Annotated in this window: 11 protein-coding genes; 5 read left to right on the plus strand and 6 right to left on the minus strand. The window is 51.7% G+C overall.

Going from position 1 to position 13,675, the window contains the following annotated elements; translation table 11 throughout:
* Positions 1-4 precede the first annotated feature (4 nt).
* Positions 5-904, plus strand: a complete 900-nt coding sequence (locus KOI40_RS18840; protein ID WP_216096845.1) for a DMT family transporter — start codon at positions 5-7, stop codon at positions 902-904.
* Positions 905-923: 19 nt separating this feature from the next.
* Here the strand turns inward: KOI40_RS18840 and KOI40_RS07415 are convergent, their stop codons facing one another.
* The 5 genes from KOI40_RS07415 to KOI40_RS07435 all read right to left on the minus strand — a co-directional run bounded on the left by KOI40_RS07415 (position 924) and on the right by KOI40_RS07435 (position 8,558).
* Positions 924-2,678: a hypothetical protein gene (locus tag KOI40_RS07415; protein ID WP_216096846.1), complete on the minus strand. Its 1,755-nt coding sequence runs from the start codon at positions 2,676-2,678 to the stop codon at positions 924-926.
* A 276-nt stretch (positions 2,679-2,954) separates the two neighbouring features.
* On the minus strand, positions 2,955-5,132 hold the full coding sequence (locus KOI40_RS07420) for an alkaline phosphatase family protein (RefSeq protein ID WP_216096847.1): 2,178 nt from the start codon (positions 5,130-5,132) through the stop codon (positions 2,955-2,957).
* Between the two features lie 43 nt (positions 5,133-5,175).
* The gene (locus tag KOI40_RS07425) at positions 5,176-5,409 is read right to left on the minus strand and encodes a hypothetical protein (RefSeq protein ID WP_216096848.1); all 234 of its coding nucleotides are present in this window, start codon (positions 5,407-5,409) and stop codon (positions 5,176-5,178) included.
* 312 nt (positions 5,410-5,721) lie between these two features.
* Positions 5,722-7,176, minus strand: a complete 1,455-nt coding sequence (locus KOI40_RS07430) for an NAD-dependent succinate-semialdehyde dehydrogenase (RefSeq protein WP_216096849.1) — start codon at positions 7,174-7,176, stop codon at positions 5,722-5,724.
* 29 nt (positions 7,177-7,205) lie between these two features.
* On the minus strand, positions 7,206-8,558 hold the full coding sequence (locus KOI40_RS07435) for an aminotransferase (RefSeq protein ID WP_216096850.1): 1,353 nt from the start codon (positions 8,556-8,558) through the stop codon (positions 7,206-7,208).
* A gap of 169 nt (positions 8,559-8,727) precedes the next feature.
* Here KOI40_RS07435 and KOI40_RS07440 point away from each other — a divergent pair, with 169 nt between their 5' ends.
* The 4 genes from KOI40_RS07440 (at position 8,728) to KOI40_RS07455 (ending at position 12,325) form a co-directional block, all read left to right on the plus strand.
* Positions 8,728-9,627: a LysR substrate-binding domain-containing protein gene (locus KOI40_RS07440; protein ID WP_216096851.1), complete on the plus strand. Its 900-nt coding sequence runs from the start codon at positions 8,728-8,730 to the stop codon at positions 9,625-9,627.
* Between the two features lie 73 nt (positions 9,628-9,700).
* Positions 9,701-10,126 carry a GNAT family N-acetyltransferase gene (locus KOI40_RS07445; RefSeq protein WP_216096852.1) on the plus strand — a complete coding sequence of 142 codons (426 nt, stop codon included), beginning with the start codon at positions 9,701-9,703 and terminating at the stop codon, positions 10,124-10,126.
* Positions 10,127-10,180: 54 nt separating this feature from the next.
* Complete coding sequence (locus KOI40_RS07450) at positions 10,181-11,356, plus strand: dipeptidase (protein ID WP_216096853.1); 1,176 nt, start codon at positions 10,181-10,183, stop codon at positions 11,354-11,356.
* 123 nt (positions 11,357-11,479) lie between these two features.
* On the plus strand, positions 11,480-12,325 hold the full coding sequence (locus KOI40_RS07455) for a hypothetical protein (RefSeq protein ID WP_216096854.1): 846 nt from the start codon (positions 11,480-11,482) through the stop codon (positions 12,323-12,325).
* On the opposite strand, the gene KOI40_RS07460 is transcribed toward KOI40_RS07455, so the two are convergent.
* Positions 12,303-13,337, minus strand: a complete 1,035-nt coding sequence (locus KOI40_RS07460; protein WP_216096855.1) for an AraC family transcriptional regulator — start codon at positions 13,335-13,337, stop codon at positions 12,303-12,305. The two genes, KOI40_RS07455 and KOI40_RS07460, sit on opposite strands and share 23 nt — an antisense overlap.
* Between the last annotated feature and the right edge of the window lie 338 nt (positions 13,338-13,675).

Raw genomic sequence — 13,675 nt, forward strand, 5'->3', positions numbered from 1 at the left:
CACCGTGACTGACAACTCCCATCCCTTAAAGGGGGTGTTTTTCGGCATCGTCACGGTGCTGATCTGGGCGGCCTTCCCGATTTTCACCAAAATCAGCTTTGAAGAGGCTCTGACACCTTCCGACGTGAATATTCTGCGCTATGCGACCGCAGGGATATTCATGCTGCCCTTTCTGTTGCGCCGGGGTTTTTCAGGCATCCCGCCCATTGGACTGTTGATTATCGTCTGTGGTGCCGGCGTCCCCTACCTGATGACGGTCAGCCAGGGATTACAATATTCCAGTGCCGGGCACTTTGCCCTGATCACTCCCAGCACCATGCTGTTGTGCTCCACCCTCGGCGGCTGCCTCTTGTTTAAAGAACCTTTTGGCCCCATGCGCATGCTGGGCATGGTGATGGTGTTGTGCGGATTGGTGCTGGTAGGCATCGACAGTTTACACACCCAGGTGTCCAGCTGGCAGGGGGATGCTCTGTTCGTCCTCGGGGGCTTTTTGTGGTCCTGCTTCACCCTGTCACTGCGCCAGTGGCATATCGAACCCCTGCATGCCACAGCGGTGGTGGCCTGCCTGTCCATGCTGCTGTGCGTTCCCTTGTTTGTTCTCGACAGCGAAAGCCAACTGCTGACCGCTTCATGGCAGATTCTGGCTACTCAGGCTGTCTATCAAGGTCTTTTTTCCGCAATCCTCGCCCTGATCTTCTACAGTCAGGCTGTCAGCGTACTGGGGCCCGGCAAAGGCGCCATCTTTGGCGCAATTGTTCCCGGTGTATCGCTGTTGATGGCCATTGGCATTTTGGGCGAACCTGCAACCTTGCTCCAGTATGCGGGGGTGGTGGTGATCTTCACCGGCGTGATTGTCACGCTGGAACTGATCAAGCCAGCGCGAAAACAGCAAAAACCTGTATAAGATCACGCCGGCTTTTCGGTCACGGCTTTGTAAAAGTCACTTGTAACTTGTGCCCGACAATCGTGAAACGGGGCTCCACGCCGTTAATGGTGTTACCTCGAAAACACTCCGGATTCAGCTCGGTCAAAGCTGAACATCTCAGTATCGTATAGGGCTGATTGTAAGAAAATCCGCCGCCTTTCTGTGTGTCGAAACGAAATGACACCTGTGACGATTTAATCGCCACATCGCCTTCGACCGTCAGACAAGGTGTCTCCTTCCCGAGCTGTGTGGCAATCACTCCACCCGTCATTTCCAAACTGCCAATGGTAACTCCGCAAGTGTGGTAACCGATATCCAGCTCACCGTCATCGAACAGGCACACTTTGGCGCTATCCCCCACCGATTCATCATAGAAAGCAATACGACCACCATAACCGCCGTGGGTACCACCATAGGCAATCAGTGTGGCACTGCCTGCGCTGGCATTTCCGGAGAATACCGTGTAACCACCTCCGGCCTTCGCCGTGCAGCCCCCCAGATTAAACAGGGTTGCATCTCCCGCGGTCGGAAACTGATTGCTGACATTCCCACCACTCTCTTTGCCATACACAGAAAACTCCGTGAAGCCCGCTGCACCGCCTTCCCCGGCAGCCGGGTGATTCCACACTTTGGCATTGCCCGCGGTAGGGAAATATGGTGTTGGCTGATTAATGGAGAAAATCGTGTGTCCGGCACTGGACTTGCTTTCAATAGTGCTGCCGTAGTTAACGATTGTTGCGTCAGCCGCAGTGGGAGATCCGTAACGTGCACTGAATTCCAGGTGGCCGCCACCGCCCTGCTCACCCTGACGGGCGCCGTAGTTGAAATAGGAGCCGTTGCCTGCGGAAGCCCCCTGGGCCGCGTCCACAGAGGGTGGGTTATTGTTAAAACTGGTCACCCCGCCGTAGCCTCCGGCCACAATCGCTGCGTGATTGTAAAAATGTCCGTAGCCACCACTGGCCGTACTGTCGAAAGCCACATCGCCACCATTGGCTTTCTCATGAGTGGCACCCCAGTTGTTGTACACGCCATGATCGGCGCTGGAGCTACCGTAAAACTGAGTGTTGCCGCCATCCCCCCCGGAAACGGTGCCCCCCACGTTAGTAAACGTCGCCTTGCCCGCCGTTGCAGTATCGTGAAAGACCACATTGGCAAAGGTGTCGCCATCAGCGCCCAAACTCCCATAGATGGTAAAGTTGGCATTGTCTGCCGTGGAGGTATTGCTGAAACTCACTTCCCCACCCACAGTGCTGGGAATCTTTTCTTTTCTGAACTGCGGTGGAGGTAATGCTCCGGTCCAGACTTTAAAGCGAGCAGTCCCCGCGCGCGCTTTGTCACAAAAGCTGATGACGCCACCGCCATAACCCTGCTCATCAATCGGGCCGGCACAATAATACATATCGTCAGTTCCGGCAGTCGCTGTGTTGGCAAACACCAGTTGTGGATTGTCATGACCACTGCTGGTAGCCGCCACAATAAAGCTCTGCTGTTTGCGCGAGAGATTGCTGACACCTTCACCCGTTATGGTTAACCCCGGAGTTTTTCCCGGCCCAAAGGTAAAGGTGTACGCTGTCGAGTTTTCCTTGAATTCAACCTTCTTAACTGAGGCATTGCTATCGGCTGCAAAGGTAATGGCCGTTTGTGCAGACTCAGAAAAAATGGCTGTATCTACGGGTACTTCTTCTGTGCTCCAATTACTGGTCGCATTCCATTCACCTGTGGCGGGATGAGCTTTCCATGTTGATTCAGACATCTGCTTTCCTTTTTTAGAAATGGCAACTCTCTTCAATAAACAATTGAGTGAGCTCCCTTGTTATTGTTTATGATTTATAGACCCTGAATTCGCTACCCTGGGTGCTTGTTGCCGATATCATCCACATGATATCCCAGGAAAAAATGCAGTGGCGGCGGCTTGTGCTTTCAAGAACCTCGTTTGTGGCAAGCCCTGAAAAATGCCGAGGAAACACTGCACACATCAGAATAAGCGGCTTCAGCGTAGGTACTCGTTGACACCAGACCCGCCTTTACCTTATTTGAGCGGCGGGAATGATTTGTCATAGGGAGGCGTCAATGTCGGCGCATCCCCCCTTGGCTGATCCGCCTGCAATACTGCCTCGAACGTTGGCGCAATATTGATACGATCACCCAGCCCCCACATGGGCTTGGGAATTCCAAACCACTCAAGCAAGGTCGCGGCAAATGACGTGGCATCGAACGGGATCTCCCCCTCGGCTCTGACCACTGACTGCGGTTTGATCCAGGGAGACACCATAACCGTAGGCACTCTTGGCCCCATCAAGTCATAGACAAAGCCATTATTGAGATCATTGGGCCAGGGCTTACGAGCGTAGGGCGGTGCCACATGGTCGTAAATGCCGCCGTTTTTATCAAACGTGATCACCAGCAAGGTATTTTCCCAACCTGGACCGCTCTTAATCGCTTCATAAATTTCGTTCAACTCACGCTCGCCGGGTACCAGATCGCCACCGGGGTGATAAGACGTTGCCCCTTTCGGTGCAATCCAGGCCGGCTCGAGGTAGCTGAAGGCCGGCAGGTTGCCATGCAAGGCATCCTGCTTGAATTGATCTATGCTGGACAAAAACTGGGTGGGGTTGGCATCCACCGAAGGCACCTGTCCCTTGAGATACAACTGGTAGGTAAAGACCTCGTTTTCCCACAACACCGAATTGTAGATTTTCCAGTCGGTAATGCCGTGACTCCACAACGTTTTCCAAAGGGATTGGCGATGGGATGACTCCGGCCAGTTGGCATAAATACTGCCACCCTCCCAGGTGCCCAGCATATTGAATGCAGAACCCGTCAGAGAAAAAGCACGATTCACATCCGTACCGCCAGGCATAGAACAGAACCAGCGATCCGAAACACCAAAATGTCGGGCCAGGCCGTTCAGAACCGGCAGCTGTTCCGGACTGAAGGTTTGCATCACTTGGGCGTTGGCGTTATTGAGAATAAACCCGCCCATATCCGGCTTTGCCCGATTCCAGTAACCGGACTCATCGGAAAACATCTGTTGCAGGTTGTCGGTTGTGTCGTGGAACGGATCCTGATCGAGAGCAACAAGATTCCACTCGGCACTTAACTGGCCATTTTTAAACTTGCTGACAAAAACTTTTTGATCGCCATCGTAATTAAAATCTTCGGTGCTTGCGCCCTCAAAGGGTTCTTCTGAGCCTATGTAATGACACCCCTGATCGCCATGTCCATAGAGCCAGCCACACACATTATCGAATGAGCGACTTTCCAACATGTAATACACCACATGTTTAATGTTGGAACGCATAAAATCCATGGTTCCCGGTGTGGTCGCAAACTGTTGCTGCACCGGAACACGCGATTGATAGCCGGTCAATACTGAGCCAGCGCCTATCGTCGATGGCAGTTTACCCTCGCGCAAAGGACCGACCAGCACATCTTCGTGCTCCGGATCAAATCCCCACAGTCGATAGCTTCCTTTGGCTGTATTCCACTCCAGCACATTAGACCCAATCGCCGTCAGCTGGCTCTCCTTGTCCACTTTATCCCAGCGCCCTTCTTGCACTGCAGGCAGGGAAAGCGGTGTTTCCAGTTGTGGATCAAAACTCCACAGGCGGTAATGATTCGGCTCCGGCAAAAGGTCCAACACATAATTGCCAATGGCAATCAATGTATGTCCTGACTTGATCAGCGGAAATCCGTTTTGAGGGCTGTAAGAAGCCGGCAAAGGGTCTGATTCGAAATTCGAAACGCCCTGAGGATCAAAATTCCACAATTCAAAGGTGCCACGCCCTTTGGCAGGAATCATACTCAGAACAAAGCTGGTCATTGGAGTCAGATCCAGATTTTGTCCTTCGTCCGGATTGCTGCTGTAGGTACTGCGGTATTTTCCCCAGAATTTGGTTTTTTCCCAAAAACCACTTTCCACTACCGGGCCTTGCAGCGGGTTGGATGATTCTGGATCAAAGGCAATCAGGTTGAATTGATACCCCTCTACCCCATGAGACTTACACAGCGGACTCCACTGCAACAGATACCCTCCAACCTGAGCCATACGCCAACTGCAATCAAAACTGACATCTGCTGACAAGGGAACAGGGATCAACAGTTCATCTGCAACAGGATCAAACTGATACAGCGCATAGGTATCTTCTTTTTGATTGCGACAAATTAAAAAATCATAGGAACATTTTGCAGGAGAAGACTGACTCATAACGTGTCTCTGGTTATTGTATTTTTAACAGGGAAATGAAACCCTAGCTCACTACTCTTTTTTCCATCATCTCATTGGCTTCATTCATCTGTTTTAATCCCTCCAGTATTTCAGGAACGACTTTTACCAACTGAATGATGCTAAAAACCAACACCCCATGATGAACACCCAGCGTGAATTCATCCAGTTTTGTAATCGTTTCGTAGAGGGAGGTGGTCAGGAGAACCAGAGCGCTAAACAGGTTCAGATAGGGGCTGTTGATGATAGCGTTGAGCATCCGTGTTTCCGGTTATTGTTATGGGCAATAGCGTCAGAACGTACAACCATCAGAGAAGCAAATTAAGGAAGGAGACTTCAGCGTCCTTGTTTCGCAGATCCTGACACATGAATTTTAATGTGCCAAAACCATATCCATAACATTTTGAAAATTCAATGATTTTCTACAGAGCGATGAAAACAGAGAAGCACATGCCCAAACTCGGTGCATTATGAGGCAATAGCTGTGGCGTTGTGCAAGTGACAGATACAAAAAAGCCGCTGAAGGGCGAACCCCAAGCGGCAAATCACACGGTTATACAGTTTGAGTGAACTAGCTTAGTCCACCCAGGCACATGTATTTGATTTCAAGATAGTCGTCCATTCCGTATTTGGAGCCTTCACGGCCGCTACCCGATTCTTTGACACCGCCGAAAGGCGCCATTTCATTGGAGATGATGCCTTCGTTGATACCCACGATGCCGTACTCCAACGCCTCACCCACACGGAAAATTCTTCCCAGATCCCGGGTGTAAAAATAAGCCGCCAGACCAAATTCAGTATCGTTGGCCATGGCAATGGCTTCCGCCTCGGATTCAAATTTAAATACCGGCGCGACAGGCCCAAAGATTTCTTCTTTGAATACGTTCATGTCTGAAGTCGCGTTGGTCAAAATGGTGGGCTCATAGAAATACGCTCCCAGCTCGGAGGGTTTGCCACCGATGATGGGGTGAGCACCCTTGGCAACCGCGTCGTCCACCAAAGCCTGTACATCATTCACCGCTTTGGTGGTAATCATCGGGCCATGGGTAACACCGTCCTGAGTACCATCACCCAGCTTGAACTGGGAAACTGCCTGATGCAGCTTTTCCACAAACGCATCGTACACACCACTTTGCACCAGCAAACGGTTGGTACAGACACAGGTCTGGCCGGAGTTGCGATACTTGGAAGCCAAAGCACCTTCCACCGCTGCATCCAGGTCAGCATCGTCAAAAACAATAAACGGTGCGTTGCCACCCAGCTCCATGGAGGTCTTTTTCACCGTTGACGCACACTGCTCCATCAACACCTTGCCAACCGGGGTCGAACCAGTAAAGGTCAGCTTGCGCACGATTGGATTGGAGGTCATCTCACCACCGATTGCGCGAGAGTTACCGACAACCATGTTAAACACGCCCGGGGGAATGCCCGCCTCTTCGGCCAGCACACACAAAGCCAATGCTGACAGCGGTGTTTCTGTAGCCGGTTTGCCCACAAAGGTACAACCTGCCGCCAGAGCCGGAGCCGCCTTGCGGGTAATCATTGCGTTGGGGAAGTTCCACGGCGTAATTGAAGCCACAACACCCACCGGCTGTTTGATCACCATGATGCGTTTGTCACCACTGGGCGCGGGAATCAGGTCACCGTCAACACGCTTGGCCTCTTCGGCAAACCATTCAATATAGTTTGCACCGTAAGCGATTTCACCACGGGCCTCAGCCAGGGTTTTGCCCTGCTCGGCTGTCAGAATCTGTGCAAGATCCTCCTGATTTTCCATGATCAGGTTAAACCACTGACGCAGTATATTGGCGCGCTCTTTGGCAGGCTTGGCAGCCCAGGCGGGCATGGCTTTTTCAGCACACTCAATCGCTTCACGAGTTTCTGCGACTCCCCCAGTCGTGATTTGAGCGACGACTTTTTGAGTCGCAGGATTCGTGACATCAATGATCTCGTCGCCACCTTCCTGCCACTGGCCATTCACATAGGAGGACCTGGCCAACAGCTCAGGGCGTTTTAAATTCAACATGGTATGACTTTCCTTCGGCAGTATGACTATCAGGCTTTGATCAGGTTTTGTTTGTGAGCATGGGCCAGAGTTTCGTCCAGCACCTTGGTCAGAACGGAACAAATCTCATCGACATGCCCTTCGTTAATGATCAACGGAGGACATACCGCCAGACTGTTGCCCGCAACGGCGCGCAGAATCAAACCGTGCTCCTGACAGCGGCTAATGGCGTAAGCGCCCAGTGAGCCATCGGCAAACCCTTCACCCGTGGTTTTATTGGAAACCATCTCCAGCGCGGCCACCATGCCTTTGCCACGCACTTCACCCACCAGAGGATGATCAGCAAACTGCTGCAGTTTATTTTGCATGTAAGTACCCAGAGTGGCTGCGTGATCAAACAGCTTGTCACGCTGATAAATCTCCAGCACTTTCAGCGCAGTCGCACAGGCAACCGGGTGACCGGAGTAGGTGTAGCCGTGACCAAAGGCACCCACTTTACCGCTCTGTTCAACAATCGCTTCCATCATGTCGCCACGAATCACTGACGCACTGATGGGGTAGTAAGCTGAAGACAGCTGTTTGGCAAAGCTCATCATGTCCGGCTTTTGAATACCCATGGCGTTACAGCCGAAGTCTTCACCCAGGCGACCGAAACCGGTAATCACCTCATCGGCCCAGAACAGAATGTCGTACTTGTTCAGAATCGCCTGAACCTTGTCGTAGTAACCCGCTGGAGGAACAATCACACCGCTGGCACCGGTTACAGGCTCTGCAATAAAGGCGGCGATGGTTTCAGGACCTTCGCGCAGAATCAGCTCTTCCAGGTTGGACGTAATGCGATCCACAAACTGGGCTTCTGTTTCGTCACCCTGACGACCGGTGTAGTAATGAGGATGGTCGGTGCGGAGAATACCCAGCGCCTCTTCCGGGGCATCAAAATACTGGAGGTTAACCGGTAAACTGGTCAAAGCCCCTGCCGCCACAGTCACACCATGATAGGCGCGCTGGCGGGTAATGATTTTGCGCTTTTCCGGCTTGCCAATGGCATTGAAGTAATACCGCAACAGTTTGATGTGAGTGTCATTGGCGTCAGAACCGGAGTTGCCAAAGAACACCTGGGCATTGTCCATCGGTACCATGGCCGACAGCGCGTCCGACAGCTCCATGCCCTGCGGATGGGTTTTGCCGCCAAACATATGGCTGTAGGACAGGCGTGACAACTGCTCATTGACTGTCGCCATCAATTCCGGATGTGCATAGCCCAAAGAGGTACACCATAGCCCGGCCATGCCTTCCAGGTATTTCTTGCCCTGGTTGTCGTAAACATAAGCACCTTCACCGCGCTCAATGATCAGCTGTTCGGTGGCTTTTAGGTTGGTTTGTGGGTAAATCATATGCGTCATAGCTGTCGTCCTTCTGACAAAAGCGTGGAAATAGGGTCAATCACCAGTATGGCTTATTGGGGCGATTGGAATAGAGCCAGTTTAACGCCCAACAAACTCACCACAATCGATATATTTTTACCATTATGGTGAGTTAAACTAACCAAAACTCACTCCGGGACAGCCACTGATGAAACTCGACCGTCGCAATCTGCCTCTCAACGCCATGCGCGCCTTTGAAATGGCCGCTCGCCACTGCCATATGCGCCGCGCGGCGGAGGAATTGGGCGTCACCCACGGAGCGTTAAGCCGTCAGGTAAAACAGCTTGAGGAGCTGCTGGGCGTTACCCTCTTTGATCGCAGCCACAACCGTCTGGATTTGACCCACGCCGGCCAGCGATTATTGCAATCCGTGCAGCAGGCTCTGGATCTGCTGACCACAGGTGCCCTCTATCTGGATCCGGACTCCATCAATGGCGACCTCATCCTGGCCGCCACCCCCTCAGCCTCTTCCGCCTGGCTGCTGGACATCATTGGCGATTTTGCCCACCAGTATCCCGAGATCAATATTCAGCTGCGCAGCATCCCCCCCCGCGTGAAGCAGATAGACAGTCAGGTCGACATTGCCATCTGTTACGGAGCTCCGGAGAGCAGTGCCCGTGAAATCACGCCACTGTTTCGCGAACGCTATGTGCCGGTGTGCAATCCAAAACTGCTGACCGGTAACCGTCCGATTCGGCACCCTCTCGATTTGCTCGACTACCCGCTGTTGTGCGACAGGCACAACAACTGGCCCCGCTGGTTTGAAATCGCTGGCGCCGATGAACTGCCCAACTACAAGCAGCTGATTCTGGAGGAGTCATTTTTGGTGCTGGATGCTGTCAAGGCGGGTTACGGTATTGCTCTGGCAGACCGTCTGGAAATACACCGGGAACTGAACAGCGGCCAGCTGGTTACCTTGTTTGAGGACAGTCTCGAAGCCGCCGAAGAATATTACCTGGCAAGTAATCGCAAGGCACAATCGTTGCGTTCACAATTGTTTATCGAATTTTTGCGCGAGGCGATTCAACCGGTTGTGACTCAAGAGTGAAATGCTACACTCACAAACACCAATCACAACGGGCCATATCTGCCAAACCCAACCCTTACACAGCGTGACCCCCATGGACATCCAACTGACTATCACAAATTTCACCGACCATCAGGACGCCCTCTATAAAGTCCGCCACCAAGTGTTTGTGATCGAACAAAACGTACCTGCCGATATGGAGCTTGATGACCGCGATGAACACTGCCTGCATGCACTCATCACGTTAAACGGCGAACCCGTTGCCACCGGGCGGATAGACCTCGAGCAAAAGGGTCGCATTGGTCGGGTAGCGGTCATGCAGAACACACGTCAATATGGACTGGGGCGCAGGATCATGGACGCATTGGAAGAAGAAGCCCGCGCAGCGGGTCTCAAGAGCGTCTGGTTACACGCCCAGGAAAGCGCACTCGGGTTTTATGAAAAGCTGGGCTATCAGGTTCACGGAGACGCGTTTATGGAAGCCGGCATCTTGCACAAGCCGATGGATAAAACGCTTTGACAGATGCCCGATAACGTTCAGACTCACAGATTATAATAAACACAAGAGCAAAGTATGCGTCGCGCGCCCATCTTACTGATCGTTCTGCCGGTTATTATTCTGCTGGTCCTGGCAGCAGGCTTTTTCATGCTGGCTCCGGCCCAGATTGAGAAGTCACTGAACCGCGTTACAGCGCACACCCCCTTCCCCATTCCGAAACAGACTCAAGAGTTACACAACAGTCTGATTATTGGTGATCTGCACGCCGACAGCACCTTGTGGAAAAGAGACCTTCGCAAACATTCAAGTCGCGGGCATGTAGATCTGCCACGCCTGCGCGAAGGCAACGTTGCACTGCAAATGTTTACCAGTGTCACCAAATCACCGCGCGGTCAAAATTACACCCACAACGCCACCGACAGCAGTGACAACATCACACTGCTGGCCATCGCCCAGCTCTGGCCGATCCGAACCTGGAACAACCTTACCGAGCGCGCACTGTATGAAGCCGAGAAAATACACCATCTCGACCAAGCTTCTCCCGATGAATTCAAATTGATTCTCACATCGAACGACCTGCAGAACCTCATAGAACAACGTAAAAAAGGCTCAAAGATTATTGGTGGACTTCTGGGCACCGAAGGATCCCACGCTCTGGAAGGCAAGCTGGAGAACATCCAGCGACTTTACGATACCGGCTATCGCATGATGGGCCTGCAACATTTTTTTGATAATCAGCTTGGTGGCTCTCTGCACGGAGAAAGCAATGAAGGCCTCACCCAATTCGGCAAGGACGCCATCATGGAAATGGAGCGACTCGGCATCATGATCGACGTTGCTCACTCCTCCCCCAAAGTGGTCGAAGACGTACTGGCGCTGGCCAACTCTCCTCTGATCGTCAGCCACACCGGCTTTTATGGACACTGCCCCAGCCCCAGAAACATCAGCGATGAATTGATGAAACGTATTGCAGCAAAGGGAGGCCTGATTGGCGTTGGCTACTGGAAAGGGGCCGTGTGTGACGATATCCCTGAAAATATTGTGCAGGCCATCCGCTACGGCATCGATCTCGTCGGTGTCGATCACATTGCCCTGGGGTCCGATTTCGATGGATCAGTCAGCACTCATTTTAATTCATCAGAGCTGGCAGTGCTCACCGATGAAATGCTGAAAGCAGGTTTTACCGAAACGGAAATCCGTAAAGTGATGGGTGAAAATATGGTTCGCTTTTTGGCTCAACAGCTGCCCTGATCAAGATCCACTCACTTCAGCTGCTCACTGCATCAACGCACTGTGAACACAATTCTTGCAATAAAAGGCCATTCATCTAAGCTATAAGTACTTGGCAACTTACTACTATAAGTACTATAAGCGATGGCCAAATTACACTTGCCCTTGTTGTTTTTCAGCCTGACTGTGTTCAGTACTTGCTGCCACGCAGTCTCAACCGTAACGATTGCGGTTGACGACCCCCACGTCCCCCCCATTTATTGCTCGCCATCAGTCACCCGCCAGTGCATTCTCCCCGGTATTTTAAAAGCTGCCTTTGCCCACAGTGAAAACCAGCTGCAATTAACTCCCATGTCCTCAACACGGGAGTATATGGAGCTCGCAGCAGGTAATATCGACGGGGCGATTATCTTCACGTCTCCATCCCTGCCGGATTCTGTCTTTCCGGATACCGTTAAGATTTGTCCATCCCCTATTTTCGGCCTCTCGGTCGGCATGTACACGCTTGCAGACAAGGCCAGTGAGCTGCCGATGGATTCCATGGAAGAGATGCTGAAATACCCTATGGCCGGCGCACGCCTGCCCGAGTTTCAACGCGACATACTCGGAATGGATGCACCACTGATTATGCGCACCAAAAACGTCACTCAAATGATTCGGGTTTTACTCGCCAGCCGGGTTGATTTCGCGCTTTACGAAAATTACTCAACCCATTATCGACTGCATAAAATGGGGCTGGAAGACCAGATCCTGCACACCCGAAACGTGTTCGATCTCTACTACTATCTGGCACTGTCCACTGAAGCCCTGAAAACCAGGCCCGAACTGATAAAGCTGTGCGACAAGCTGGAAGAATTAAGACAAAAAGGGGAAGTCGGCCGGATCCTGCAACAGTCCCTGGACTCATTCAACATCGTCCCCAACGCGTTCGATGCCCCTCAGACAAACCACATAACGCCAGGCGCCATTAAGCTACATCGTCATCCATAATTAATTGTGACCGGTATTCCTGAGGAGCAATGCCCGTCCAGCGTTTGAAGGCCCGGGTGAAATTACTGCTGCTGGAAAAGCCCAACAGGAAACTGATATCACCGACTGACAATTCATCCTGAGCCATGTAACGGAAAGCAAGCTCTCGGCGAAACTCTTCCATCTGCTCACGGAAACTCGTCCCCTGCTCTTCCAGCTTGCGGTGAAACGTCCGCTTGCTGGTATGCAGCTGCTTCACCACCTGATCCATGGTTGCCTTGCCCTGAGGCAATAACAGGGTAAGCGCCTGACGTAACTGACCAATAATATCCGGCGAGGTCTGGATCTGTGCAACATAATCTTCCAGCATTCGTTCAGCCGCCTTTGAGACATATTGACTGCCTCCCGGGATGGGTGCAATCGCATCTTCCATTCGTATATGAACACGTAACGCAGACTGATTGAACACAACCGGGCAACCAAAGAATGCTTCATATTTTGCAGCATCCCTGGGCGTTGAACGGGTCAGCTCCATTTTCAATGGACTGTAATTTCTTTTGTAGAGGGTACGACGCAAGGAGTGTAATGCTGCACAGATGGCATCCTGTGAAGAGTCAGAAATCAGGCTCTCACCTTTGGCATCGTGATAAAAGTAAGTTGTTGATATCAACACCCCATCCTGCTCGACTAACTCCATTTGGCTGACTTTAGCTACCACGTGCTGATAGCGGACGAAACACTCCAACTGCTCTTTTATGGTACAGGCACTCCACATCGCAACTCCCAGCGCGCTGAGAGTATTCGGAGTCATCAGAGAGCCCGCAGTCAAACCAAAGTCTTCCGCCCCGGTTTCAGCCACAGCCTCGTCCCACAAATGATTCATGGTGATGATAGGAATGCGCTGATTGGGATCACAGGCTGTCTCAAAGTCAATTCCGCGAGCCAGAAGAAAACTTTCACTGTTCACTCCGTAGCTATCCAGTGCAGCAGTGAACAAAGTAAGCCAGCTGCCAATTACCGTTGGTTCAGACATAAGTACATCTTAATTCTGAGGCCGTGACTGACAAGTCAGGGCATAAGCATCTGTGAAGTAGAGATTATCGGAGATAAGGAATCTCTCGAAGGCATGGATTATAGGTAATTACCCTATTCATTTAAAGCAACTCCTGAAACCCCCTTCGCCAAACTAAAAAGAGAGCAAAACCTTTAAACTTCATGATATTTATCAACAACTTATCGCAAGATAGGCCCAACTCACACTTCGCACACTGTTCTTCAGCGAGCAATTAGAGAGTGAATATTGGCGCCAATTGATAACCCGATTGGCCGTCTAAGAATAACCCAACGGCAGCTCTGCCCCCTACCATACCT

Source organism: Pseudomaricurvus albidus (genome assembly GCF_018863235.1).
Lineage (GTDB): Bacteria > Pseudomonadota > Gammaproteobacteria > Pseudomonadales > Cellvibrionaceae > Pseudomaricurvus > Pseudomaricurvus albidus.